This window comes from Nonomuraea sp. LP-02 (assembly GCF_036289125.1).
Lineage (GTDB): Bacteria > Actinomycetota > Actinomycetes > Streptosporangiales > Streptosporangiaceae > Nonomuraea > Nonomuraea bangladeshensis.
The window spans coordinates 2,321,446-2,347,177 of the sequence record NZ_JAXCLK010000001.1 but is presented as its reverse complement, the minus strand read 5'-3'; the positions used below and the strand labels follow the sequence as shown (position 1 = coordinate 2,347,177).

The following is a 25,732-nucleotide window of genomic DNA, read 5'->3' as shown; positions in this document are numbered from 1 at the left end:
GTAGCCCCGGGCCGGCCCCTGGAGAGAGGCCGGCCCGGGAGCGCCGTCAGGGGGCCGTGCGGTCGGGCCGCTCGGAGATCCGGATCGCGTTCACGACCGGCGATCCCACCCGCGTGGCGAAGCGCACGTTGAGCTGCCCGTCGTCCACGCGGACCGTGTACTGCCTGGCCACGGCCGTGTACGTGCCCGCCTCCAGCGCCAGGTCCAGCGCCGGGATCGCGAGCTGCCCCTCGACCAGCACGTCGAACACGCGCTTGCCGATCTGCGTGCTCTTGACCTCGGCGAAGTCCAGCTCCACCGTGTACGTCCCGGCCGGCACCCCGTCGAAGCGGTACTCCAGCATGCCCTCGCGCGCGGAGCGGAACAGCGCCTGGTCCGTCGTCCCCGCGATGGTCTTCGTCGTGCTCAGCGTCTTGCTGGAGGTGGCGACGTAGCCGTGGGAGCCCTGGGCGTACTTGCGGTCCGGCGTCCAGGCGTCCCCGGCGGCGTCGGTCGCCGCCTTCGACCCGCCGACGTCGACCGCCACCTGGAGCCTCGGCACCACGACCTTGACCGCGATCTCGATCGTGGGCTGCCGCCCGCTCGCCGACTTCACCAGGATCTTGCCGGCGCGCACCGCGCCCGCCGCGACCCCGTCGCTGGAGACCGTCACCTTGAGCGTCACCTGCTGCCCGGTGGCCAGCTCACCGGCCGCGGGCGTCACCGCCGCCCACGTCTCGCCCGTCACCGTGTACGGCGTCGCCGAGCCGAGGTTGGTGAGCGTCAGCGTCCGCGTACGGGTGGACCCGGCCGGCATGACCACGGTCAGCTCCGCCGCCGACGCGCTCACCCGCCCGGTCACCAGCTTCGTGTCGATCCTGGTCACCGAGCCGGGCGCGATCGAGACCTGCTTGGTGAAGGTGCCGTAGTGCTCCCTGGACACCGTCACGTCGTAGTCGCCGGCCAGCACCTGGCCGTAGAACGAGCCGTCCGCGCCGGTCGTGAACGTCGCCACGTCGCCGACCTTGACCGTCGCCCCGGCGATCGGGTCGCCGTCGTTGGCGTCGGTGACCGCGCCGGTCACCAGGCCGTGCCGGCTCGCGGTGAACGTCACGCCCTGCCCGGAGGCCAGCGCCGCCTCCTCGTAGGAGTAGCGCATCGCGTCCGTGCCGGTCGCGTTCTCGATGCCGACCGTGGCGCTGGTGCCCCGGGCGCGCTCGCTGGCGAGGTCCTTGTAGCGGAAGGAGATCGAGCCGTCCTCGCCCAGCAGGGCCGCGAACGAGATCCGCTGCCCGGTGGCGTTGTAGAAGGCGACGTTGCGCCACTCCACCACGAACGCCCGGTGCGGGGCCGTGCCGGTCACCGCCGTGTACACCCCGGCCTGCGCGTCCACGATCAGGTCGTCCCAGTACGGGTAGACCGCGTTGTTCGGCGTCGAGCTGGTGGGCAGGTTGCCGTTGCTCGCGGTGGTCACCCGGCTGTCGGCGAAGGTGAGGAACCCGTTCGTGACGATCCACGCCCGGCTCTGGCCCGCCCCGTAGAACGGCACCGGGAACGGCAGCGTCACCTGCGTGGCCTCGTCGTCGCCGGTCAGCGCCAGCTTCTCGGTCCCGGCCACGTACGGCTGCGCCCCGCCCCTGCAGGTGTAGCCGAACCCGTCGCCGCGCAGCGGCAGCTCGATGTCCTTGGTGACGTTCCCGGACACCGTGACCTCGGCGGTCGCCGGGCTGGAGCAGCGGGAGGCCGGGGTGACGGTCAGCTCGTAGGAGCCCTCGGGCAGCGTCAGGCTGTAGCGGCCGGCCGCGTCGGTGACGGCGCTCACCGGCGTGCCGCGCGCGGCCACGGTCGCGCCCGCCTCGGGCGTGCCCGCCGTGCTGACCGTGCCGGACACCGTGCCACCGGGCTTCTGCGTCATCGGCACGTCCGCGGTGGCGCTCTGCCCGGCGGCGATCGTCACCCGGGCGGTCGCCGTGTCGTAGCCGAACTTGGCCGCGGTCAGCTCGTAGTCGCCCTCCAGCAGCCGCGGGATCGAGTAGGTGCCGTCCGCGCCGGTGGTGACCGTGCGCGTGACCGCCCCGGCCACGGTGACCGCGGCCCCGGCGAGCGGCGCGCCGCCGGAGGTGACCGTGCCGCTCAGGTCGCCGGTCTCGCCCCTCGGCGCGGCGTTGACGGCCGCGTACGCGTCGAGCCGGCCCTCGCCCCACACGTTGTTGTCGGCTGCGGTGCCGCCGCAGCTCGTGTCGTTGACGTCCACGGCCGTCGAGTCGAGCAGCGGCCGGGTGTTCGCCACGTCGCCCTGCAGCGCGGGCGAGGCCGACCAGATCAGCGCCACCGTGGCCGCCACGTGCGGCGAGGCCATCGAGGTGCCGGTGTAGCTGTCGTAGGTGCCGCCGGGGGTGGAGGAGCGCACGTTGACGGCGGGCGCGGCGATGTTCGGCTTGATCTCGCCGCCCTCGCCCTCGCCCTTGCTGGAACGGGCGTACACGGCGTTGTTGACGTCGAAGCCGCCCGCGCTGTAGCTGATGACGTACTGGCCGGGGGAGCCGGAGGTGTCGCAGGCCGGGCCCTCGTTGCCGTTGGCGAAGGCCGGGAAGATGCCGGCCGCCACCCACGCCTCGACCGTCTCCTTGTACCAGGGGTCGTAGCCGTCGCCGCCCCAGGAGTTGTTGACGATGTCCGGCGCGAGGTCCGGGCGCGGGTTCTGGCCCGAGGCGTCCGTGGGCGCGAGGATCCACTGCCCTGCGGCCAGCAGGGAGGCGTCGGTGCAGGTGTTCAGCTCGCAACCCTTGGCGGCGATCCAGCGGGCGCCGGGGGCGACGCCGATGCCGTTCGCGCCGACCATGGTGCCCATGACGTGCGTGCCGTGGCCGTTGTTGTCGCACGGCGCCGACGTCGGGCAGACCCGGGCCGGATCGAACCAGTTGTAGTCGTGCGTCACCGTGCCGTCGGGGTTCTTGCCCCGGTAGCTCGCGGCCAGCTCGGGGTGGTCGAACTGGGCGCCGGAGTCGATCGTGGCGACCACGATGCCCTCGCCCCGGTTGCCCGTCTCGCTCCACACGCGCGGGGCGCCGATCCTGTCGATGTTCCACTCGACGGCGTTCACCCGCGCCTCGGCCGTGGCCTTGTCCGGCTTGGGCAGGCTGAGCGTGCGGACCGGGGCGATGGTCTCGACCTCGGGCAGCTTGGCGATCTCCGCGGCCAGCTTCTCGTCGGCGGTGACCCGTACGGCGTTGACGATCCAGTACGAGGTGTAGTCGGCCGAGCGGGCGTCCAGCAGCTGGCGCAGGCTCCGCTGGGCCGACTCGGCACGCTCGGTCTTTGACTCGACCACCAGCTCGGCCTTGGCCTGCTTGGTGGCGGCCCGGCGGGCGCCGCTCAGGTCGGCGGCCCCCTTCATCCGGACCCAGAAGGTGGCCTTGCCGTCCTGCTCCAGCTCCGCCTGGACGACGGCGTCGATCTTGCCGGGCTCGGCCGCGGACGCGGCCTGCGGGAACAACGCCTGCGGGGATAACAGGGCGGCGGCGACGAGCCCGGCCAGGGCCGCCCGCCTTCGGGGGGTGATGAGCACACGCTCTCCTTCGAGTGATCTTTCCGCCTCTGTCGGAAAGAGTGAAGCGCGCATGTCGGGAAAGCAAGACTTGTCATAAACCGTGACATGACAGAGAGATAGGAGATTCGGTCATGCCCAAAAGCGGGGCGGTGCCGGCGCGGGTCAGCTGAAACGCCGCCCGCGCGGCTGACCTGAAACTCGTGCGCTCGGCTCAGCTGAAATGCCGCCAGCGCGGCCAGGTGACCGACCAGGGGGTGCGCAGGTCCCGGCAGAGCCACACCACGAGGCCCTGCTCCTCGTTGTCCAGGCCGGCCCCGTTGTCGACCGTGGCCCGCCGCTCGCACGTCCCGAACTGCCCGCGGATTTGCGGCCCCACGTTGACCAGCACCGCCGTGGTGGCGGTGTCCGGCGGCGGGCCGAACAGCCAGAGGTGGTTGTGCGCCGAGTACACGCGCGGCACCCCGGCCCGCGCCAGCGCGCCGTGCTCGCCGTAGCTGCCGGTGAACACCATCGCCGTCGCCTGCTCGGCCGGCGGGATCGCGGCGCGCGCGCTCTGCACGGCCGCCACGAACTCGGGCCAGCCGACCGACTCGCGCGCCACCTCGTTGATCGCCGGCACCGGCGTCCCCGCCAGCTCCGCCACCGGCACCAGCGGCAGCGCCAGGAGCGCCGAGCCCAGCCCGCTGAGCGCGAGGCCCACGCCCGCCGCCAGCCGGACCCGGCGGGCCGCCGCGGCGGCCGACACGCAGCCGGCCGCGAACAGCAGCAGGATCAGCCCCGCCGTGTAGTCGAAGCGCCCGCCGGCGATGAGCGTCAGCGCCGCGGCCACCGGATAGGCCACCGCCAGCGCCCGCACCCGCCGGTCCCGCCACAGCCGGACGAACCCGAACGCCGCGATCACCGACACCGCCGGCCCGAACAGCGTGAGCTGCATCGGCACGAACATCATCCGCAGCTCCGCGCCCTTGTCCGCGCTGAGCGCCGCCGCCATCTTGAGCTGCGGCCAGTCGTTGGCCACCTGGTAGAGCAGGTTCGGCACGGCCAGCGCGAGCGCCAGCAGGCCGCCCGCCCACAGCCAGGGGCTCGCGAGCACCCGGCGCGGCCCCGCGGCGAGCAGCCCGGCCGCCAGGCCCAGCACCAGCAGCGCGATGAGGTGCTTGTTGTAGGTGGCCAGCCCGATCACCGCCCCCGCGGCGAGCCACCAGCGCGGCTCCTGCTCCCGCAGCAGCGCCTTGAGCAGGAACAGGATGGCCGCCGCCCACAGCGGCAGGTCGAAGCTGAGCGTCAGCAGCGAGTGCCCCGCGATGAGGGTGTACGCCCCCGTCGCCGTGCCCGCCGCCGCCAGCGTCTGGGCCGCACGTGAGCCGTCCAGCTCCCGCGCGATGAGCGCCACCAGCCACACCAGGATCGCCATGGCCAGCGCGGGGAACACCCGGATGCCGGTGATCGTGTCGCCGAAGAGCCGGATGCCCGCCCCGGCCAGCAGCGGCGTCAGCGGCGGCTGGTCGACGTACCCCCAGCCGGGGTGCTCGGACAGCACCCGGAAGTACAACTCGTCGCGGTGGTAGCCGTAGGAGGGGCTCAGCGCCAGCAGCACCCCGGACAGCAGGACCGCGACCACCGTGACCGACCGCCACGCCAAGGGCCGCTCCATGAACGCCCAAGCTAGATCCTCCACGCGCCGTTTGTCACGACCGCGGCGTGGCCGCGTTGCGCGATCTTGGTCCGGGGGTTAACCTGTCGGCATGCGAAACAGCGCTCAGCTCCAGTGGTGGCGCCGCTCCTAGGCGGCGCGAGTTTCGCATTCCTCATGGACGGCCGCCCCGGAAGGCGGCCTTTCTCGTGTCCGCCCCCGGGGCTCGATCATTTCACGTGATAAGGGGCAGCAAGTGGAGACGAGCGGATATACCACCGCCGGGGGGATCGGCGTCGAGCGCGAGGCTCGCGAGGTCGACGAGGCGGCGCTCGAAGAGATCGTGACCGCCCTCGGAGAGCGCCGCGGTGGCGCTTTCTCCTCGGGCATGGACTACCCGGGCCGCTACAGCCGATGGGCCTTCGGCTACGTCGACCCGTGTCTCGAACTGGTCGCCCGCGGCCGCACCATCGCGGCCACCGCGCTCAACGAGCGCGGCCGCGTCGTCCTGCCCGCCGTCGCCTCCTGCCTGCTGGCCGCGGGCAAGCCGGTCAGCGAGCCGACCGCCGACCGGGTCGAGGTGCACGTCCCCGAGTCGGAGGACCTGCTCCCCGAGGAGCAGCGCAGCCGCCGGCCCACCGTCTTCACCGCCATCCGCGAGGTCATCGCCGCCTTCCGCGGCGACGACCCGCACCTCGGCCTCTACGGCTCCTTCGGCTACGACCTGGCCTTCCAGTTCGAGCCCATCCGGCAGGAGCTGGTCCGCCCCGACGACCAGCGCGACCTGGTGCTCCACCTGCCGGACCGGCTCGTCGTCGTCGACCGCCAGCGCGAGACCTGCGTCGAATACCGCTACGAGTTCACCGTCGACGGCGCCACCACCCGCGGGCTGGAGCGCACCGGGTCCGCCACGCCGCTCCGCGAGCCCGGCGAGCTGCCCCCCAACCCGGTCAGGGGCGACTACGCCAAGGTCGTCGCCGCCGCCAAGGAGAAGTTCAAGCGCGGCGACCTGTTCGAGGTGGTGCCCGGCCAGGTCTTCCACGCCGCCTGCACCGACCCGGCCGCCTTCTACCGCGGCCTGCGCCGCAGCAACCCCGCCCCGTACGAGTTCCTCATCAGCCTCGGCGAGGGCGAGCACCTGGTCGGCGCCTCGCCCGAGATGTACGTCCGGGTCAGCGGCGACCGCGTCGAGACCTGCCCCATCTCCGGCACGATCGCCCGCGGCAGCAACCCGGTCGAGGACGCCGAGGCCATCCGCACCCTCCTGTCCAGCGTCAAGGAGGAGTCGGAGCTGACCATGTGCACCGACGTGGACCGCAACGACAAGTCGCGCATCTGCGTCCCCGGCACCGTCAAGGTCATCGGCCGCCGCCAGATCGAGCTCTACTCGCGCCTCATCCACACCGTCGACCACATCGAGGGCCGTCTGCGCCCCGAGTTCGACGCCCTCGACGCCTTCCTCACCCACATGTGGGCCGTCACCGTCACCGGCGCGCCCAAGACCTGGGCCATGCAGTTCATCGAGGACCACGAGGCCACCACTCGCCGCTGGTACGGCGGCGCCATCGGCTTCATCGGCTTCGACGGCTCCATGAACACCGGCCTGACCCTGCGCACCGCCCAGATCAAGAACGGCGTGGCCACCGTACGCGCCGGGGCCACGCTGCTGTTCGACTCCGACCCCGAGGCCGAGGAGCGCGAGACCGAGCTCAAGGCCAGCGCCCTGCTCGGCGCCCTCGCCGCGGTCAACGAGCCCGGCGCCGTGCCGGTCGCCGAGGCCCGCCCGCAGCCAGGGCTCGGCATGAAGGTGCTGCTCGTGGACCACGAGGACTCCTTCGTCAACACCCTGGCCGACTACTTCCGGCAGGAGGGCGCCGACGTCGTGACCCTGCGCCACGGCTTCCCGGCCCACATGATCGACGACATCGCGCCGGACCTCGTCGTGCTCTCGCCCGGCCCCGGCTGGCCGTCCGACTTCGGGATGTCCGCCCTGCTCGACCAGGTCTACGCCCGCGACCTGCCGGTCTTCGGCGTCTGCCTCGGCCTGCAGGCCATGGTCGAGCACGCCGGCGGCACGCTTGAGCTGCTCGACTACCCCGAGCACGGCAAGCGCGGCGAGGTCGGCCGCCTCGGCGACAGCGCCCTGCTCGACGGCCTGCCCGAGCGGTTCACCGCCGCCCGCTACCACTCGCTGCACGCCAAGCAGCCCGGGGTGGTCGGCTTCGAGGCCACGGCGCTCACGCCCGACGGCAACGTCATGGCGATCGAGGACCCCGAGCGGCGCCGTTTCGCCGTGCAGTTCCACCCCGAGTCGATCCTCACCCAGGAGGGCGGCGCGGGCGCCAAGGTCGTCGCGAACGTGCTGCGCCTGTCCCGCCGGTGACGCCGGCTGTGTGAAACGGCCGTGTGAAAACCGCTCTGTGAAAACGGCCGCGGGGGCGTGCGGGGCTCCCTTAGAGTCTCCGCATGCTCCCCGTAGAACTGCCCGTCACGGTGCGTGACGCGCTGCAGGCCCCGCTGGTGGACCACCACTGCCACGGGGTGCACCGCGACGACCTGAGCCGGGCCCGGTTCGAGCTGCTGATCAGCGAGGGCGGGGCCCCGGCGCCGCCCGGCACCACGCACTTCGACACGCCGTACGGGATGGCGGTGCGGCGCTGGTGCGCGCCCGTGCTCGACCTGGAGCCGCACGCCCCGCCCGCCGTCTACCTCTCCCGCCGGGCCGACCTCGGGTCCGTCGAGGTCAACCGGCGGCTGCTGACCGCGGCCGGGGTGGTCGCGTTCCTGGTCGACACCGGGACCGAGGACCTCGACCTGCTGTCGGCCGCCGAGATGGGCCGCCACGGCGGCGCCGCCGCCGACGAGCTGGTCCGCGTCGAGCAGATCGAGCAGGACGTCGCCGAGAGCGCCGCGCTCGCCGTCGACTACCTCGACACCCTGGGCGAGGAGCTGTCCGCCCGCGCCGCCCGCGCCGTCGGGCTGAAGACCGTCGTCGCCACCCGGTGCGGGCTCGACTTCGACCCGGCCCGGCCGAGCCGCGGCTCGGTGATCGCCGCCGCCAACCGCCGGCTCGCCGCGCCCAGGGAGCCGCTGACCGACCCGGTGCTGCTGCGGCACCTGCTCTGGAGCGCCGTGGACGTGGCCAGGGAACGCGGCCTGCCCCTCCAGCTCCACACCGGCTTCCCCACCTCCGCCGCCCCCGTCCCGCCCCACCCTGACTCCGCCCGCCCCGACAACGCCGACTCCGGACGTACGAATGGCGGCGGGCGTGGACTGAGCGCGTCCGAGCTGCTGCTGAGCGGCCTCGTCGCGGCACCGGAGCCGCCCGGCCCGCACCGCGCCGACCCGGTCCGGCTGAGCGCCTTCATCGCCGCCCTGCAGCCCCTGAGCGTGCCGGTGATCCTGCTCGGCTGCTACCCGTTCCACCGCCAGGCCGCCTACCTCGCCGGCCTCCACCCCCACGTCTACGTGGACGTCGGCCTCGCCCTGCCGCACACCGCCGGCGCCGCGGCCCGCGTCATGGAGGACCTGCTGGAGCTGGCGCCCTTCCACAAGCTGCTGTTCAGCTCGGGCTCGCGCGGCCTGGCCGAGAGCTGCCTGCTCGGCGCGCTCTACTACCGCCGCGCCCTCGGCACGGCCCTGGCCGGCCGCGTCGGCGACGGCGAGTGGAGCGCCGGCGACGCCGCCCGCATCGCCCACATGATCGGCTCAGGCAACGCCCGCCGCGTCTACCGCCTCTGACCGGCCCCGTTTCCCAAACGGCCTCTCACCTGGTTGGATGCATGACTGCGGTCACCGAATACCCGAACGAGCGGGGGGCTCAAGAAAACATGCGCAGTGTCGAACCCGAGGTCTTCGTCGTCGCCCGTCCGGCGCTCGACTACGACGAGCTGGCCCGCTACCTCTCCGAGGTCGGCGGCGAGAGCTGGCTGGAGCGGCTCGACCGCGGCGACCTCGACGCGCAGAACCTCGCCGAGTTCGCCGGTCGGCTCTGCTACCGCTCCTTCGAGCCGGGCCTCAACCCCAACGTCGTACGCATCCGGGAAAACCAGGACGAATACCTGCGCAACATCCTGGCCAGCGCGCACGGCTCGGTCCTGGAGCACGTCAGCTTCAGCTTCGTGCTGCACAACGTGAGCCGGGTGCTCACCCACGAGCTGGTCCGCCACCGTCCCGGGGTGGCCATCTCGCAGGAGTCGCTGCGTTTCGTCCGCCTCGACGAGCTGCCGTTCTGGTTCCCCGAGTGGGCGCAGGCCGACGCGGAGCTGATGAAGCGGGCCACGGCGGTGCTGGAGCAGCTCGAGCAGTTCCAGCTCTGGATGGCCGGCCACTTCGGGCTCGACGAGGAGGGCGTGCCGTTCTCGGAGAAGAAGCACCGCACCTCGTTCATGCGCAGGTTCGCCCCCGAGGGCCTGGCCACCGGGCTGGTGTGGACGGCCAACGTGCGCACGCTGCGGCACACCATCGAGGCCCGCACCGCCGTGGGGGCCGAGGAGGAGATCCGCCTGCTGTTCCAGCGCATCGGCGAGCTGATGCGCGAGGAGGCCCCCGCGCTCTTCGGCGACTACGTCGTCGAGGACGGCGCCTGGGTCCCCGGCTGGCGCAAGGTCTGACCCCGCCCCCCGAGGGCAGGGCGGGTCAGGTCAGGGCCGGTCAGGTCAGGGCGGGCAGCACGTAGACCTCCGCGCCCGGGGGAAGGGCGCAGTCGAGCCCGCCGAGCCCCCGGGCGTTCTCGCCGCACACGAACATGCTGATGTGCCGGCGGATGCGCCCGTACTCGTCGCGCAGCCGCTCCTCCAGCAGCGGATGGGCGCGGCGCAGCGACTCCAGCGCCGAGCCCAGGGTGGGCGGGGAGTCGCGGTCGGCGCCCACGGCGAAGACCTTGACCTCGGCCCGGCCGCTCACCCACCGCCGCAACGTGCTGGGCAGCACGAAGACCACCATCGTCACCGATCCGGCCATGGGTCAGAGCACCGCCGCACGCACGGTGAGGACGTCGGGCAGGTGCCGGGCCACCAGGGTCCAGCTCTCGCCGTCGTCGCGCGAGCAGTGGACCTCGCCGTCGCGGGTGCCGAAGAACAGGCCCGCCTCCGACATGGTCATCGCGTCGCGCAGCACGGAGGCGTGCACCGGCCCCTCCGGCAGGCCGCGCTCGAGCGCCCGCCAGGTGCCGCCGGCGTCGTCGCTGCGGTGGACGCGGTAGCGGTGGCCGACCGGCGTGCGGTCCATGTCGGCGTGCAGCGGCAGGACGTAGAGCGTGTCCGGCCGGGTGGGATGGGCGACGACGGGGAAGCCGAAGTCGGACGGCAGCGAGGAGCCGATGTCGTGCCAGGCGCCGCCGAAGTCGTCGCTGCGGTAGACGCCGAAGTGGTGCTGGAGGTAGAGCCGGTCGGGGTCGGCCGGATCGGGCGCGACCTTGTGCACGCAGTGCCCGAACTCGGGGTATTGCTGCCCCTCCGGCAGGAACGGCGCTCTGATGCCCTGGTTGGCCGCCTCCCAGGACAGCCCGCCGTCGGAGGTGCGGTAGAAGCCGCCCGTGGAGATCGCCACGCCCATGACCCGTGGATCGGCAGGGTGGCAGACGATCGTGTGCAGGCACAGCCCGCCGCCGCCCGGCGCCCAGCGCGGGCGGTGCGGATGCTCCCACAGCCCTTCGACCAGCCGGTAGGTCACGCCGCGGTCCTCGGAGCGGAACAGCGCGCCCGGCTCGACCCCGGCCCACACGACGCCGGGCTCGCTGGGGGAGGGCACGAGCTGCCACACCCGGGTCAGGGTGGCCTCGGTCTTCTCGGGGAAGGCGATCGGCGGCCGCTCGGCCTCGTTCCAGGTGCGGCCCAGGTCGTCGCTGTACATGACGGACGGGCCGAAGTGGCCGTACTCGATGCCGGCCAGCAGCCGGGGGGCGGGGGCGCGGGTGTCGACGGCCACCGAGGGGACCGCCACCGTGGAGAACTGGATCGGCTCGACCTCGAACGGGCCGCCGTCGCGGGAGCGGGCGAGGAACAGGCCCTTGCGGGTGCCGATCGCGAGCAGTGCGTCAGTCATCGGATCTCCTTCAGCGTGAAAGCTGGTCTCGGAGCGGGAGCGGAGGATGCGGGCGCGGAGGGTGAAACGGCGTGTCTCTGACGAGCGTGTCTCTGACGAGCGTGTCTCTGGTGGGCGGGTCTTTGGTGGGCGTGCTTGGCGCCCATCGTGCCACGCGGCGCCGACAACTTCCGGGCACTGGTGGATTCGCCCCGTGACGTCCCCGGCCTCGGCTCGCGGGGCCGCTCATTACCTGACGGGTAATCGTGGCGCTTCCCCCGGAACGGTAGGTTTTCCGACATGGGAGCGGTAGCCGTACGAAATGAGACTTTTGGCGAGTTGTTGCGGTCGTGGCGGCAGCGGCGGCGCGTGAGCCAGCTCGACCTGGCCATCGAGGCCGAGGTGTCGGCCCGCCACATCAGCTTCCTGGAGACTGGCAGAGCCCGGCCGAGCCGGGAGATGGTACGGCGGCTGGCCGAGGAGCTGGAGGTGCCGTTGCGGCAGCGCAACGCGCTGCTGACCGCGGCCGGGTTCGCGCCGATGTACCCCGAACGGGAGGTACGCGCCCCGGAGCTGGGAGTCGTGCGCCAGGCGCTGGACCGGATCCTCGCCGGGCACGAGCCGTACCCGGCGGTCGTGGTGGACGCCGCGTGGAACCTGGTGGCGGCCAACGCGGCGGCCGCGATGTTCATGGACGGCGTGCCGGCCGAGCTGCTGAAGGAGCCCGTCAACGTGATGCGGCTGTCGCTGCACCCGCAGGCCATGGGCGGGCGGCTGCTCAACCTGGCCGAGGTGCGCGCCCACCTGCTGCCCCCGCTCCGGCGGCAGGCCGAGACCTCGGGCGACCCGCGGCTGGCGGAGCTGTACGAGGAACTGGCCGCCTACACCTACCCCGGCGTGGACCTCAACGTGGCCCACGTGCCCGGCCCGGCCGACATCCTCGTGCCGCTGCGCATCGCGGACGGCGACCGGGTGCTGTCGATGTTCACGACGATCGCGACGTTCGGCACCCCGCTGGACGTGACGGTGTCGGAGCTGGCGATCGAGACGTTCTGGCCGGGCGACGAGGAGACCGCCGCCGCCTTCCGCCGCGGCTGAACCGCCGTGTCCGCGCCCGGCGGGTCAGCTCTGGGCGTGGACGGCGTCCCGGTGGATGCGGGACAGGGGGACGCCGTCGGACTGCAGGCGGCGCACGGTCTCGCCGACCATGCCGGGCGGGCCGCACACGTACACCTCGTGCTCGCTCCAGGAGTGGAAGCGCTGCGTCACCTCGGGCAGGCCGCCGCTCATCCCCACCCAGGACGGGTCGCCGGAGACCACCGGCACCACCCGCAGCCACGGGAACGCGGCGGCCATCCTGAGCAGGTCGGGCAGGTCGTAGAGCTCGGCGGCGGTGCGGGCGCCGTACAGCAGGTGGATGTTGGGCCGCCGGCCGGAGGCGATGACGTGCTCGACGATCGACTTCAGCGGCGCGAGGCCGGTGCCGCCCGCCACGCACAGGATGTCGCGCCCGCTCTCGTCGTCCGGCGTCATCGTGCCCATGGCCGGGCCCAGCAGGACCGTGTCGCCCACGGCGGTGTGCCGGGTCAGCGCCGTGGACACCCAGCCGCCGGGGACCGAGCGCACGTGCAGCCGGATGGTGTTGTCCGGGCGCGGCGCGTTGGCGATGGAGAACGTCCGCCACACGCGCGGCCAGCGGGAGGTCTGCACGTTGACGTACTGGCCCGGCAGGTACGGCAGCCGCTGCGCCGGCCGCAGCGTGATGACGGCGATGTCGCGGTGGCGCAGCTCGTGGCCGACGACGTCGGCCAGCCACCAGGGCGGGGAGACGCCGGCGTCGGCGTCGGCCGCGCGGATCATGGAGTCGGCCGCGGCGGTGTACGCCGACACCCACGCCGCCTCGATCTCGTCGTCCCAGATGTCGGCGGCGAAGCGGCGGATCGTGGCCAGCAGCGCGTTGCCGATGGCGGTGTAGTGCTCGGCGAGGACACCGTACTTGCGGTGGTCCCTGCCGAGCTGGCCGAGGTAGGAGTCGAGGCCGTCGGGACTGTCGAGGCTCCAGACGATCCGGGTCAGCGCGCCGAACAGGCGGTCGCGCTGAACGTCCATGGCGGGCGGGAACATGGCGCGCAGCTGCGGGTTCTCGGCGAACAAGCGGCCGTAGAAATAGGCGGTGGCCCGTTCTGCGTGCGGCTCGACGACGGAGAAACTTTCTTTTACCAGGCGCGGATTCAACGACATTTGTACGCAACCCCACTTTGCTGACCGGAGAAACGCTCCGGTCCTCGTCGTTCCACCTCCCTGACGGCTCCGGGTGACGAGCGGCGCGGCCGGCCCCGGCTACCACGCGCTCGCAAAGGAGTCTTACACCCCGCCTGACGCGTCACAACCGTTTCGCCGCAATACGGTGCGAATTTCTCCGCGATCGCTTTTTTCTTTTTTCTGGGGGTAATTAACCCGAACAAAAGTCGTGTTCGCCTTTTGTGGCGGGAGGGTCCGGAGGGACGATCCGGGCCGGGTCAGCGCAGGAACGCGGGGCGGAGCAGGGCGAAGACGCGGTCCGTCAGCTCCAGCCCGCCGGCGTTCCCGTCGGCGCCCCCCGCCGGCGCCCTCGCCGGAGCGCAGCCACTCGCGCGCCACCGTGTCGAGCGCGGCCCCGGCGGCGGCCGCCGCGAGATCGGCCTCCAGCGCCGCCACCCCCGCCCGATCAGCGCCTCGACGATCCGTACGCGGGCCCCGTCGCGTTTCTGACAGGAGCTTCGCGCGGCTCCGGGGTGCGCTCGACCAGCCGCATCACCTCGGCCTGCACGCCCATCGCCTCCAGCTCCCCGAAGAGCACGTCCTCCTTGCTGGGGGAGTAGCGGAAGAAGCCGCGCGTCATGAACAGCTCCAGCGCCCGCCCGGCCAGGCTCGCCGCCGAGGTGGCCGAGCGCTGTGACCGGCCGGGTCGTCGACATCACCGGAGGCATCCCCGGCGGGCCGATCGACCTGGGCGACCTGCAGGCGGAGCGCCGATGCTGATGGCGATGAGCCTGCGCTTCGCCGAGGAGGTGGCCGGCACCGGCGTCACGGTCACCGTCGCCTGCCCGGGGCACGGGTACGCCCCGAGGCCGAGGGGGTCAGCGGGGCCTGCTTCAGCATGAAGAGCCGCCGGGTGGACCGCCCCGCGAGGCCCCTCGACCGGCGCAGCCAGGACGCGGTCGCCTGACAGGCGGCAGTGAAGCGGGCGAAAGCCCAAAGTCCGATATGGCGGGATCTTCCGGAGAAGTGACATACCGGAAAGCGCGTACGCCATGATGGGCCTCAAGCCGTCGGCGCTGACGGGCCGGCGGCGGCACCAACCCCATCCTGCCCTCCCGGGAGAGCGCATGTCCCGACCGCTGATCGGCATCACCGCCTACTTCGAGGCCGCCCGCTGGGGCGACTGGGTCAGGGAGGCGGTCCTGTCGCCTCCCTCCTACGCCAAGGCGGTGCTGCGGGCGGGCGGAGCGCCGGTGGTCCTGCCGCCGGTCAGCTCGTACGCCGTGGAGGACTACGTACGCGGCCTGAGCGGCCTCGTCCTCGCCGGCGGCGTCGAGGTGGGCGCGGACACCTACAACGGCGAGCAGGACGCCAGGATCCCCGAGCCGCAGCCCAACCGCGACCGCTTCGAGCTGGCGCTGGCCCGCGCCGCCGTACGCGCAGACGTGCCGATCCTGGCCATCGCCCGCGGCATGCACGTGCTCAACGTCGCCCAGGGCGGCAGCCTGATCCCCTGGCTGCCCGACTCCCTCGACAGCGACCGGCACGCCGGGCCGGGCGCCCACACGATCCAGGTGAGCGTGACCAGCGCGCTCGGCAAGGCCGTCGGCGACCGCGTCGAGGTGGTCGCGCCGCACCACCAGTCCGTACGCCGCCTCGGCACCGGCCTGCTGGCCGTGGCCTGGGCCGAGGACCAGATCGTCGAGGGCGTGGAGCTGCAGGGACACCGCTTCGGCGTGGGCGTGCAGTGGCATCCCGAGCGGGGCGGGGACACCCGGATCTTCGATGCGTTCATGGAGGCGGCCCGCTAGGCTGCGATCATGCCGCTGCACCCCCAGGCGCGGAGCTTCCTCGCCACCGCCGGGTCTGACGAGGGCACCGACCACGACGCGCGCACGCCGGAGGACATCCAGCGGGCCCGCACGGCCCCCGACCCGTACGTGCTGGACCGCGGCCCGCTGACCACGCTGCCCTTCGTCCGCGACGAGGTGGCCGAGAACGTGCCGATCCGCGTCTACCGCGCCGACCCCGGCGCCGACCCGCTGCCGGTCGTCGTCTACTTCCACGGCGGCGGCTTCGTCCACGCGAGCGGCTTCGTCATCGGCGACGTCAGGCGCTCCGACGCGATGGGCCGCTTCCTCGCCGTCCGCACCGGCGCGGTGGTGGTGTCGGCCGACTACCGGCAGGCCCCCGAGCACCCGTTCCCCGCCGCGGCCGACGACGCCTGGACGGTCGTGCGCGACATCTTCGCCCGGCCCGCCTTCTACCAGAGCAACGGCGTCGTGGCCGTCGCCGGCGAGGGCGCGGGCGGCAACCTCGCGGCCGTGGCTGCCTGGCAGGCCCGCGACGCCGGCCTGCGCCTGGCCCACCAGGCGCTGGCCTGCCCCCTTCTCGACGCCGCCATGGAGCTGCCTAGCCACCGCGACCACGCCAAGGGCTACCTCCTGTCCGCCGCCGAGCTGGCCTGGTCCCTGCGCTGCTACGCCGGCGGCGCCGACCCCGCCGACCCGCGGCTGTCGCCGCTGCGGCTGCCCGACGTCGCCGGCCTGCCGCCCGCGACCGTGGTGACCGCCGAGTACGACGTGCTGCGCGACGAGGGCGAGGCGTACGCCCGCCGCCTGGCCGAGGCCGGCGTGCCGGCCGAGTGCCGCCGCTGGGACGGCGCCCTGCACGGCTTCACCGCCCTGCCCGGCCTGTTCGACCAGGGCGCAGAGGCCCGCGACTACCTGGCCACCCGGCTCAGGCAGGCCCTTTGAGCAAGGAGGACCGGTGAAGGACGACGCCTACGCCCGCTACGAGAGGCTGCGCCTCGACACCCCGGCCGACGGCGTGCTGCGCATCACGATCAGCGAGCCCTCCCGGCTCAACGCCGTCGACGCCGCCGCCCACCGCGAGCTGGCCGAGATCTGGCGCGACGCCGACCGCGACGACAGCGTACGGGCCGTCCTCATCAGGGGAGAGGGCCGGGCGTTCTCCGCAGGCGGCGACCTGTCGATGATCGAGGAGATGATGGCCGACCACGCGACCAGGCTGCGCGTGTTCGGCGAGGCCCGCGACATCGTCTACAACGTGCTCAACTGCGGCAAGCCCGTCGTCTCCGCCATCCAGGGCCCGGCCGTCGGCGCGGGCCTGGCGGTGGCGCTGCTCGCCGACATCTCCGTCGCCGGGCGCACCGCCCGCATCATCGACGGCCACACCCGCCTCGGCGTCGCCGCCGGCGACCACGCCGCCATCGTCTGGCCGCTGCTGTGCGGCCTGGCCAAGGCGAAATACCACCTGCTGCTGTGCGAGCCGGTCACCGGCGAGGAGGCCGAGCGCATGGGGCTGGTGAGCGTCTGCGTCGACGACGACCAGGTGCACGAGCGGGCCTTGGAGCTCGCCGTCCGGCTCGCGTCCGGCGCGCAGGAGGCGATCAGGCTGACCAAGTACGCGCTCAACAACTGGCTGCGCCTGGCCGGGCCGTCCTTCGACGCCTCGCTGGCCATGGAGTTCCTCGGCTTCACCGGACCCGACGTCGCCGAGGGCGTCCGCGCCCTGCGCGAGAAGCGCCCGCCGGCGTTCGGCTGACACCGGGAGGCTGACGGAGGGGCGTGTGCTTCCGCCCGCTCCGGGTAGGCGCAGATCAATGACGGACCGTCCGGCGAGGTCGAGAACGCCGCCCCGGCGGACGGGCCGGGAAGGTGGCGGGCCGCCGGCCGCGTGCGGGACGACGAAGAAGGGGGTTGCGCGCACGCGGGCAACCGGGGCGACCCGGGGCCGGCGCCGCCGAGGCGATGGCGCCCCGCGCACCCGCCCGCAGGGGACGGGACGGCGCCGGGGATCCTGCCGGCGGGCCCGCCCGCGGCGATCACGTCAGGGCCCGTACGTGATCGGCGAGGCGAGGGCAGGCAGGGTCGATCGGCCCGCGGGCGCACCGCGCGGGTGAGCACCTGTGGCGTGAGGTGGTTGAGCCAGAGCTTCCTCCGCCTCGGGTGCACCCGCCCCCCACCCAGCGCGGCCCGGGCGCGGGGTCAGGCGCGGGGCCGACGGGCGTGGAAGACGAACGCCGGCGGGGCGTTGCGCCACACCGTCCGGCCCGGCACGACCTCCTCGAACCGCTCCGCCAGCAGCGCACGGAACCGCCGCGCCGAGCTGAGCGGGATCGCGTGGATGTAGGAGAAGGTGGTGAACGCCGCGCCCTGACCCATCGCCGCCGTCACCGCCCCCAGCAGGTCCCGCTGGGCCCGCTCGGGGAAGGCCGCCCACGGCAGCCCGCTGACCACCACGTCCGCCTGCCTCAGCCCCCGCTCCCGCAGCAGCTCGCCCAGCCGGGCCGCGTCCGCGTGCGCCACGTCCACCAAGGGGAAACGCGCGGCGAGCAGCCGCGCCATCGGCGCGTTCAGCTCCACCGCCAGATGGTGGCCGCGCCCGCCCAGCCGCTGCTGGATCTCCTCCGTGAAAGGGCCCGTGCCCGGCCCGAGCTCGACGACCGTGGGCTCGCCGCGCTCCGGCACCGGCGCGCAGACGGCCGTGGCCAGCCGCCGCGAGCTGGGGGCGACCGCGCCGATCACGGCGGGGGAGCGCAGGAACTGGCCGAGAAAAAGTGCCGTGTCGTTGGACATGCGACGAAAGTACGGCCAAGATCCCTCTACACCGCTCCACCCACCGGGCGTACCTGCGGCCAGTAGGAGGAGGCGGCATCCTTCGACCGGAGGATCAGCGGTTCACGGTGTGCGGATAGCGTGAGTGCATGCGTTGGCGCGGTGTGCCGCTGGATGTCCTCCTGGCGGTTTCGGGAGTGGCACTGGACCTGTTCACCACCGCCCACGCGGGCGACACGACCTACCTGCCGGCCGAGGCGAACCTGCCGATGGGGCTGCTGGCCGGCCTGCCCATGGGGTTCGTCCGCAGCCGGCCGGTGCCGGTCACCCTCTACCTCGCCGCGCTGCTCGTCGTCACGGACCAGCTCGGCTCGTACACCTCCAACACCGCGCAGATCCTCCTCTGCGTCGCGGTCGGCGTGGCCGGGTTCCGCTCCGGGTGGTGCGGGACGACGGTGGCGGCGACGGCCGCCGCCATCGCCGCAACCGCGGTCAACATCGCCGACCCCGGCATCGCGTTCACGGTCAACACCTGGTTCTACTCGGTCCTGCTGCCGGTCGTCCCCGCCGTGCTCGGCGCGTACCTGCGCGGCACGGTCGGGCCGCTGGAGGAGCGCGACGTCACCCCCGACGCCCTGCTGGCCGCCGGCGGCGTGGCCATCACCGTGCTGAGCACCTGGACCACCTGGCACTCCGGCAGCCAGCCCGTCTGGGTGGTCGGCCTGCTGGCCGTGGTGGGCGGCCTGTCGCTGGGCGTGGCGAGGAGGCTGCCCGGACTGGTCCTCCTCGGCCAGGGCGTGCTGCTGGTGTGCGCCGACACCTATCTCAACGAGGCCGTCAACACCTGCGTGATCCTCACGCTCGTCGCCGTCGGCGTGTTCGCCATGCGGGTGGCGTCGTGGTGGTGGATGGTGGCGGCCTACCTCGCCGGCTGCATGCTGACCGCCATCGCCGTCGTCGGCGACGGCACCGAGGTCACGCCGTTCCGCGTCGGCGTGCTCATGATGCTGGTCGCCACGCCCATCGCCATCGGCCGCTACCTCGGCATGCGGCAGGCCGCCGCGGCCGCCGAGCGGCTGCGCGCCGAGGAGGCGGCCCGTGCGGCCGTCGCCCAGGTGCGGGCCGACCAGCTCGCCGAGCGCGAGCGCATCGCCCGCGACGTCCACGACATCGTCGCCCACCACGTCGGCGCCATGGTGCTGCGGGCCAGCGCCGCCCGCTACACCGCGCCGGACGGCCCGGTCGCCGACGCGCTCAGCGACATCCGCGAGACCGGCCATCAGGTGCTGCAGGACCTGCGCGACCTGCTCGACTTGCTGCGCGAGCCCGAGCGCCAGCCGCACCTGCTGGCCGACCCCACCGACGTCGTACGCGAGTCGGCCGAGCGCATGGCCGCCGCCGGCCTCGTCGTGGACCTCCACCTCGACCCCGCCACCGACCAGGCCCCGCTCACCGCCCGCGCCTCCGCGGCGCGCATCGTCCAGGAAGGACTCACGAACGTGCTCAAACACGCCGGCCCCGGCACCCGGGTCAGCGTCAGCGTCGCCCCCGAAGGGGAGGGGCTGTCGGTGGAGATCCGCAACGGCCCCCCGCCCACCGTCATCGAACGCCTGCCGTCCTCCGGCCGCGGCCTGGCCGGCATGCGCGAACGGGTGCGCGCACTCGGCGGCACCCTCAGCGCCGGCCCCGACGGCGAGGGCGGCTGGATGCTGGCCGCGAGCCTGCCCGCGAGGAGCGCCACGTGATCCGCGTCCTCGTGGCCGACGACCAGGCGCTGGTCCGCGCGGGCGTGCGCATGCTGCTGCAGGCCGCGGGCGACATGGAGGTCGTGGGGGAGGCCGAGGACGGCGCCGAGGCGGTCCGCCTGGCCGAGCGGCACCTGCCCGACGTCATCCTCATGGACCTGCGCATGCCCCGGGTGGACGGGCTGGAGGCGATCAAGCGGGTGCTGGCCGCCCGGCCGGCCATCAGGATCGTGGTGCTGACCACGTTCGCCGAGGACGCCAACGTGCACGCCGCCCTCCGCGCCGGAGCGGTCGGGTTCCTGGTCAAGGACGACGAGCCGGAGCGGATGGTGGACGCCGTGCGCCGGGCCGCCACGGGGGAGCAGCTCCTCGCGCCGTCCGTGCTGCGCCGCGTCGTCGAACGCTTCCTCGCCGCCGAGGAGCAGGCCGCCGCCCCGGTGCCCGCCGGGCTGACCGAGCGCGAGCTGGAGGTGCTCGCCCTGGTCGGCACCGGCCTGTCCAACGCCGAGATCGCCGAGGAGCTGCACGTCGGCGTGACCACGGTCAAGACCCACATCGCCGCCGCGATGGACAAGCTGGGGCTGCGCAACCGCATCCAGGCCGCCGTGGTCGCGCACCGCGCGGGCCTGGTGGACGCCTCCTTCCGCCCCGTCCGCCGGGGTTCCTGACCTGCGCTCCGCCGCAGGGCGGACCGGCTCTCATCCCGCAGGCTGACGACGCTCCGAGGCCCGCGTCGCCACCATGAGGTCCCGCACCGAACCTCGCTTCGAAAGGACCTCCGACATGGAGAGCACCACGGTCATGAACCGGCCGGTCGCCGGCCAGGTCTCCGCCGGCCTGCTGTACGCGCTCCGCGTGGCGATCATCGCCCAGGTCGCCGCGCTGCTGGTCGCGGCCTCGTTCGCCGGGCAGGCGGTCGAGACCGCGTCCCTGGCCGAGACGCACGTGATGGCCGGGATGGTGGTCCACCTCATCGCCCTGGTGCAGATCGTGCTGGCCGTGCTCGTCTGGCGGCCGGGCCGCGGCGCGGGCTGGCCCGCCCTGGCCAGCCTCGCGCTGTTCGTCCTCGGCATGGCCCAGCACTTCACCTGGGCGGTCCTGGGGGCGCACCTGCCCAACGGGGTGATGCTGTTCGGGCTGGTCCTCGCGCTGCTGATCTGGTCGTGGTCGCCGGCAGCCGCCCGGCGCCGCTAATGTCGTGGGTGTGTACGTCAAGATCTGCGGCCTGAGCGAGCCCGCCCACGTGGCCGCCGCCGTCGAGGCGGGGGCCGACGCCATCGGGTTCGTCATGACCCGCAGCCCGCGCCGCGTCACGCCCGAGCGCGCCGCCGAGCTGGCCGCGGCGGTGCCCGGGCACGTCCTGACCGTCGGCGTCTTCCGCGGCGAGGACCCGGAGACGGTCCGGGCGGCGGCGCTGACCTCCGGCGTGCGGGCGATCCAGCTCCACGGCCGTCACCCGCACGCCGACTTCCTCGCGCTGCGCGACCTCGGCCTCACCCTGGTCCGCGCCGTCGACTCCGCGGCCGACCTGCGCTGCGGCGCCTACGACGAGGACCTCCTCCTGGTCGACGCCCCGCACGCCGGCTCCGGGCAGCCGTGGGACTGGGCGGCCGTGCGCGGCCGGCCGTCGGGCCGCTGGTTGCTGGCCGGCGGCCTGTCCCCGGACAACGTGACCGAGGCGATCGCCGCCGCCGACCCGTGGGGGGTCGACGTGTCGAGCGGCGTCGAGACCGCGCCCGGGGTGAAGGACCCCGCTCTCATCGAGGCGTTCCTCAAGGCGGTGCGCGATGCCGGCTGACCGGTCACGGCCGGCGCGGCGGGCATGGCGGGCAGGGCGGGCATGGCCCGCGTTCCTGGCAGGGCGGGCACGGCCCGCGTTCCCCGTGGCGTGGCGGGCGTGATGGACGACGTCGCCCACCTGGCCGCCTTACGGCGCGGGAGCGACGCGGCCGACCTGGCCCGCGCGCTCGCGTTCCTGCGCGGCTTCGCCCGCCGCCGGGCGCCGCGCGAGGTGCCCGTGCCCGGCGGGGTGGCCGTGCTCGACGAGCGTTACGCCGGCTCCTACGACGACAACCGCCTCCTGGTGTGGGAGCCCGCCGAGCCTGGTGAGGTGCTGCGGGCCGCCGACGAGGTGCTGGCCGGCTACGCCCACCGGCTGGTGACGGTCGGCGACGACCGCCTCGGCGAGGTGTTCGCGCCCGCCTTCGCCCGCGCCGGCTACGCCCACGAGGTCCTCCTCGTCATGGCCTTCCGCGGCGCCGTCCCCGAGGACCCGCCCCCGGCCGAGCCCCTGGAGACGGCCGAGTTGATGGAGGTGCTGCGCCGCGACTGGCGCCGCAGCCTGCCCGAGGCGGGCGAGGAGGTGGTCGAGGCGCTGGCCAGGCGCGTGGAGCACCGCGTGGCGGGCGCCGACCGGGTGCTCTTCCGCGGCGTGCGCGCGCCCGGCGGCGAGATCGCCGCCCGCGCCGACCTCTACCTGCACGGCGGCGTCGCCCAGATCGAGGACGTCTGGACGGCCGAGGAGCACCGCGGCAGGGGCCACGCCTGCGCGCTGCTGAGCGCGCTGCTCGCCGAGGCGGCCGGCGCCGAGCTGATCTTCCTGGTCGCCGACGCGGCCGACTGGCCGAAGGACTTCTACGCCCGGCTCGGCTTCGCCGAGGTCGGCCGTACGCACTCCTTCCAGCGCGCCTGACGGCGGACCACGGGGCCGGGCCCCGACCGGCTGCGCGGGAGTTCGGCGCAATCAGTAGGGTCTGCTGCGTGAGCGAAACTTCCGCCGAGGACCGGATCTGGACGGTTCCCAACCTGCTGAGCTTCCTGCGCCTCCTCGGCGTGCCCGTGTTCCTGTGGCTGGTCCTCGTGCCGCAGGCGGACGGGTGGGCCATCGGGATCCTCGCCGTCGCGGGCTTCACCGACTGGCTCGACGGAAAGATCGCCCGGGCGTTCAACCAGACCAGCAAGCTCGGCCGGCTCATCGACCCGGCCGCCGACAAGCTCTACGTCTTCGCCACGATCCTGGCGCTGCTACTGCGCGAGGTGATCCCGTGGTGGCTGGTGCTGGTCATCCTGGCGCGCGAACTCTTCGTCGCGTGTTCCTTCCCCGTCCTCCGCAAGCACGGCTACCGGGCACTTCAGGTGCATTTCCTGGGCAAGGCCGCGATGTTCAACCTCATGTACGCCTTCCCCCTCCTCTTCCTTGCCTCCCACTCCGGGTGGTATGCCGATATAGCCCGGATCGTCGGCTGGGCCTTCGCTCTCTGGGGAACGGGCCTGTACTGGTGGGCCGGACTGCTGTACGTGGTGCAGGTGCGCCGGCTCGTGACCTCGGCCAAGAAGGAGTGAGCGGGTGAAGGCGGTCGTCATGGCGGGCGGGGAGGGCACGCGGCTGCGGCCGATGACCGCCAACCAGCCCAAACCCCTCCTGCCGGTGGTCAACCGCCCGATCATGGAGCATGTCCTGCGCCTGCTCAAACGGCACGGCATCACCGAGACCGTGGTGACCGTGCAGTTCCTGGCGGCGCTGGTGCGCAACTACTTCGGCGACGGCGACGAGCTGGGCATGCACCTCGAGTACGCCACCGAGGACGTCCCCCTCGGCACCGCGGGCAGCGTCAAGAACGCCGCCGACCGCCTGCGCGACGACCGGTTCCTGGTGATCAGCGGAGACGCCCTCACGGATATCGATTTATCCGAAATGATCCGTTTTCATCGGGAAAATTCGGCACTCGTCACCATCGGACTCAAGCGCGTCCCCAACCCCCTCGAATTCGGCATCATCATCGTCGACGAGGGCGGGCGCGTGCAGCGCTTCCTGGAGAAGCCCACCTGGGGCCAGGTCTTCTCCGACACCGTCAACACCGGCATCTACGTCATGGAGCCCGAGATCCTCGACGCCGTCGCCACCGGCGAGCCCGTCGACTGGTCGGGCGACGTCTTCCCCGCCCTGCTGGAGCGCGGCGCCGCCATCTACGGCCACGTCGCCGACGGCTACTGGGAGGACGTCGGCACCCACGACAGCTATCTGAAGGCCCAGGCCGACGCCCTGTCCGGCCGGGTCGAGCTGGACCTCGGCGGCTTCGAGCTCTCGCCCGGCGTCTGGGTCGCCGAGTCGGCGTCGGTGGACCCCGACGCCGTGCTCAAGGGCCCCCTGCTCATCGGCGACTACGCCAAGGTCGAGGCGGGCGCCGAGCTGCGCGAGTACACCGTGCTCGGCAGCAACGTCGTGGTCCGCGAGGGTGCCTTCCTGCACCGCGCGATCGTCCACGACAACGTCTACCTGGGCCCCGGCGCCCACTTACGCGGCTGCGTCGTCGGCAAGAGCACCGACGTCATGACCGGCGCCCGCATCGAGGAGAACGCGGTCATCGGCGACGAGTGCGTCATCGAGTCCGAGGCGTACGTCTCCAGCGGCGTCAGGGTCTACCCGTTCAAGACCATCGAGGCCGGCGCGGTCGTCAACACCAGCGTCATCTGGGAGTCGCGGGGCCAGCGCAGCCTGTTCGGCCCCCGGGGCGTGAGCGGCCTGGTCAACGTGGAGATCACCGCCGAGCTGTGCGTCCGCCTGGCCAGCGCCTACGCCACCACGCTGAAGAAGGGCGAGTACGTCGTCACCTCCCGCGACTGCTCGCTCGCCGCCCGCGCGCTCAAGCGGGCGGTCAACGGCGCGCTCACCGCCGGGGCGATCAACGTCCTCGACCTGGAGGCGGCTCCGCTGCCGGTGGCCCGCTTCCACACCGGCAGGGAGGGCGCCGCCGGCGGCATCGCGCTGCGCACCACCCCAGGCGACCCGCAGAGCGTGGACATCGTCCTCATGGACGCCCGCGGCGCCGACCTCGCCCCCGGCGCGCAGCGCAAGCTGGAGCGGGTCTTCTCCCGCCAGGAGTTCCGCCGCGCCTTCCCCGGCGAGATCGCCGAGCTGACCCATCCGTCCCGCGCGGTCGAGGACTACACCCACGAGCTGCTGCGCCACGTCGGCGTCGGCGACGTACGCGACATGAAGGTCGTCGTGGACTGCGCGGGCGGCACCTCCTCGCTGGTGCTGCCCACCCTGCTCGGCCGGGTCGGCGTGGACGTGCTCACCGTCAACGCCCGCCTCGACGACGTCTCGCCCACCGAGACGCTGGCCGAGCGCCGCCGCGACCTGCAACGGCTGTCGGAGCTGGTCAGCTCCTCGCGGGCGGCCTTCGGCGTGCGCTTCGACCCGGTCGGCGAGCGCATCGCCCTGGTGGACGAGATGGGCCAGCTCATCGACGAGGAACGCGCCCTGCTCGTGGTGCTCGACCTGGTCGCCGCCGAGCGCCGGGGCGGCCGGGTGGCGCTGCCGGTCACCACGACCCGGGTCGCCGAGCAGGTGTGCCGCTTCCACGGCGTTCAGGTGCAGTGGACCTCCACGTCGCTGGACGCGCTCACCGCGGCCGTCGCGGGCCCCGACATGATCTTCGCGGCGGACGGGCGCGGCGGGTTCGTGGTGCCGGAGTTCAGCCCGGCCATCGACGGGCTGGCCGCGTTCATGCGCCTGCTCGGGCTGGTCGCCCGCACCCGGCTCTCGCTCAGCCAGATCGACGCCAGGATCCCCGAGGTCAAGCTGCTGCGCAGGACGGTGCCGACGCCGTGGGCGGCCAAGGGTGCGGTCATGCGCTCGGTCATCGAGGCCGCCGAGGCCGAGCCCGCGGGCTACCGCGTGGACACCACCGACGGGGTGCGGGTGGCCCGCGACGACGGGAGCTGGGTGCTGGTGCTGCCCGCCGCGACCGAGCCCGTCACCGACCTGTGGGCCGAGGCGGCCGACATGGACGGCGCCCAGGCGCTCCTGGAGCGCTGGGCGCGGGTGGTGGAACAGGCCGCCGGCTGATTCGGCACCCGGAGATGTCACGGAGCGTGATCGGTGCGTGAACGGTGCGAAAGTGGCGGAAACCACGGTTGCGGGGTGCGCGCCGGCCGCCGCAAGATCGTAATGTAGAAACGCGCGGCGGCATGGACC

At 73.3% G+C, this 25,732-nt stretch carries 21 protein-coding genes; 14 read left to right on the top strand and 7 right to left on the bottom strand.

Translation table 11 applies throughout. The features are described 5' to 3' along the window. Positions 1–46 precede the first annotated feature (46 nt). A complete protein-coding gene (locus SMD20_RS10850; RefSeq protein ID WP_329578512.1) occupies positions 47–3,547 on the bottom strand; it encodes a S8 family serine peptidase in 3,501 nt (1,166 codons plus the stop codon). Between the two features lie 193 nt (positions 3,548–3,740). Continuing rightward, positions 3,741–5,183, bottom strand: a complete 1,443-nt coding sequence (locus tag SMD20_RS10845; RefSeq protein ID WP_329578509.1) for a glycosyltransferase family 39 protein — start codon at positions 5,181–5,183, stop codon at positions 3,741–3,743. 235 nt (positions 5,184–5,418) lie between these two features. Here SMD20_RS10845 and SMD20_RS10840 point away from each other — a divergent pair, with 235 nt between their 5' ends. The 3 genes from SMD20_RS10840 to thyX all read left to right on the top strand — a co-directional run bounded on the left by SMD20_RS10840 (position 5,419) and on the right by thyX (position 9,775). After that, positions 5,419–7,545: an anthranilate synthase component I gene (locus tag SMD20_RS10840; RefSeq protein ID WP_329578506.1), complete on the top strand. Its 2,127-nt coding sequence runs from the start codon at positions 5,419–5,421 to the stop codon at positions 7,543–7,545. Between the two features lie 83 nt (positions 7,546–7,628). Then, on the top strand, positions 7,629–8,903 hold the full coding sequence (locus SMD20_RS10835; protein ID WP_329578504.1) for an amidohydrolase family protein: 1,275 nt from the start codon (positions 7,629–7,631) through the stop codon (positions 8,901–8,903). Positions 8,904–8,992: 89 nt separating this feature from the next. Further along, positions 8,993–9,775 (top strand): FAD-dependent thymidylate synthase, encoded by a 783-nt coding sequence (gene thyX / locus SMD20_RS10830; protein WP_329578502.1) that lies wholly within the window; start codon positions 8,993–8,995, stop codon positions 9,773–9,775. A gap of 40 nt (positions 9,776–9,815) precedes the next feature. Here thyX and SMD20_RS10825 read toward each other — a convergent pair whose 3' ends face one another. Together SMD20_RS10825 and SMD20_RS10820 are read right to left on the bottom strand one after the other, a co-directional pair. Further along, entirely contained in the window at positions 9,816–10,124 is a 309-nt protein-coding gene (locus SMD20_RS10825) for a hypothetical protein (protein WP_329578499.1), read from the bottom strand. Between the two features lie 3 nt (positions 10,125–10,127). Next, entirely contained in the window at positions 10,128–11,207 is a 1,080-nt protein-coding gene (locus tag SMD20_RS10820) for a WD40/YVTN/BNR-like repeat-containing protein (protein WP_329578497.1), read from the bottom strand. Between the two features lie 279 nt (positions 11,208–11,486). On the opposite strand from SMD20_RS10820, the gene SMD20_RS10815 reads away from it, so the two are divergent. After that, positions 11,487–12,284 (top strand): helix-turn-helix domain-containing protein, encoded by a 798-nt coding sequence (locus SMD20_RS10815; RefSeq protein WP_329578494.1) that lies wholly within the window; start codon positions 11,487–11,489, stop codon positions 12,282–12,284. 24 nt (positions 12,285–12,308) lie between these two features. On the opposite strand, the gene SMD20_RS10810 is transcribed toward SMD20_RS10815, so the two are convergent. After that, a complete protein-coding gene (locus SMD20_RS10810) occupies positions 12,309–13,427 on the bottom strand; it encodes a globin domain-containing protein (RefSeq protein ID WP_329578492.1) in 1,119 nt (372 codons plus the stop codon). 466 nt (positions 13,428–13,893) lie between these two features. Continuing rightward, a complete protein-coding gene (locus SMD20_RS10805) occupies positions 13,894–14,067 on the bottom strand; it encodes a hypothetical protein (protein ID WP_329578489.1) in 174 nt (57 codons plus the stop codon). A gap of 487 nt (positions 14,068–14,554) precedes the next feature. Between SMD20_RS10805 and SMD20_RS10800 the strand changes: the two genes are divergently transcribed. The 3 genes from SMD20_RS10800 to SMD20_RS10790 are packed head-to-tail and all read left to right on the top strand — an operon-like array spanning position 14,555 to position 16,994. Then, on the top strand, positions 14,555–15,238 hold the full coding sequence (locus SMD20_RS10800; RefSeq protein WP_329578487.1) for a gamma-glutamyl-gamma-aminobutyrate hydrolase family protein: 684 nt from the start codon (positions 14,555–14,557) through the stop codon (positions 15,236–15,238). Between the two features lie 9 nt (positions 15,239–15,247). Beyond that, on the top strand, positions 15,248–16,183 hold the full coding sequence (locus tag SMD20_RS10795) for an alpha/beta hydrolase (RefSeq protein WP_329578484.1): 936 nt from the start codon (positions 15,248–15,250) through the stop codon (positions 16,181–16,183). 13 nt (positions 16,184–16,196) lie between these two features. After that, positions 16,197–16,994, top strand: a complete 798-nt coding sequence (locus SMD20_RS10790; protein WP_329578481.1) for an enoyl-CoA hydratase/isomerase family protein — start codon at positions 16,197–16,199, stop codon at positions 16,992–16,994. Between the two features lie 443 nt (positions 16,995–17,437). Here the strand turns inward: SMD20_RS10790 and SMD20_RS10785 are convergent, their stop codons facing one another. Next, positions 17,438–18,028, bottom strand: a complete 591-nt coding sequence (locus tag SMD20_RS10785) for a class I SAM-dependent methyltransferase (protein WP_329578478.1) — start codon at positions 18,026–18,028, stop codon at positions 17,438–17,440. Between the two features lie 128 nt (positions 18,029–18,156). Between SMD20_RS10785 and SMD20_RS10780 the strand changes: the two genes are divergently transcribed. The 7 genes from SMD20_RS10780 to SMD20_RS10750 all read left to right on the top strand — a co-directional run bounded on the left by SMD20_RS10780 (position 18,157) and on the right by SMD20_RS10750 (position 25,603). Next, positions 18,157–19,752 (top strand): sensor histidine kinase, encoded by a 1,596-nt coding sequence (locus tag SMD20_RS10780; protein ID WP_329578476.1) that lies wholly within the window; start codon positions 18,157–18,159, stop codon positions 19,750–19,752. Continuing rightward, positions 19,749–20,420 (top strand): response regulator transcription factor, encoded by a 672-nt coding sequence (locus tag SMD20_RS10775; protein ID WP_329578474.1) that lies wholly within the window; start codon positions 19,749–19,751, stop codon positions 20,418–20,420. Before SMD20_RS10780 ends, SMD20_RS10775 begins: the two co-directional genes overlap by 4 nt. A gap of 115 nt (positions 20,421–20,535) precedes the next feature. Continuing rightward, positions 20,536–20,946 carry a hypothetical protein gene (locus tag SMD20_RS10770; protein WP_329578472.1) on the top strand — a complete coding sequence of 137 codons (411 nt, stop codon included), beginning with the start codon at positions 20,536–20,538 and terminating at the stop codon, positions 20,944–20,946. A 10-nt stretch (positions 20,947–20,956) separates the two neighbouring features. Beyond that, positions 20,957–21,550 (top strand): phosphoribosylanthranilate isomerase, encoded by a 594-nt coding sequence (locus tag SMD20_RS10765; RefSeq protein WP_329578469.1) that lies wholly within the window; start codon positions 20,957–20,959, stop codon positions 21,548–21,550. 42 nt (positions 21,551–21,592) lie between these two features. Then, positions 21,593–22,444 (top strand): GNAT family N-acetyltransferase, encoded by an 852-nt coding sequence (locus tag SMD20_RS10760; protein ID WP_329578466.1) that lies wholly within the window; start codon positions 21,593–21,595, stop codon positions 22,442–22,444. Between the two features lie 68 nt (positions 22,445–22,512). Beyond that, positions 22,513–23,094: a CDP-alcohol phosphatidyltransferase family protein gene (locus SMD20_RS10755; protein ID WP_329578463.1), complete on the top strand. Its 582-nt coding sequence runs from the start codon at positions 22,513–22,515 to the stop codon at positions 23,092–23,094. A 4-nt stretch (positions 23,095–23,098) separates the two neighbouring features. Next, entirely contained in the window at positions 23,099–25,603 is a 2,505-nt protein-coding gene (locus SMD20_RS10750; RefSeq protein ID WP_329578460.1) for a mannose-1-phosphate guanyltransferase, read from the top strand. Positions 25,604–25,732: the final 129 nt, after the last annotated feature.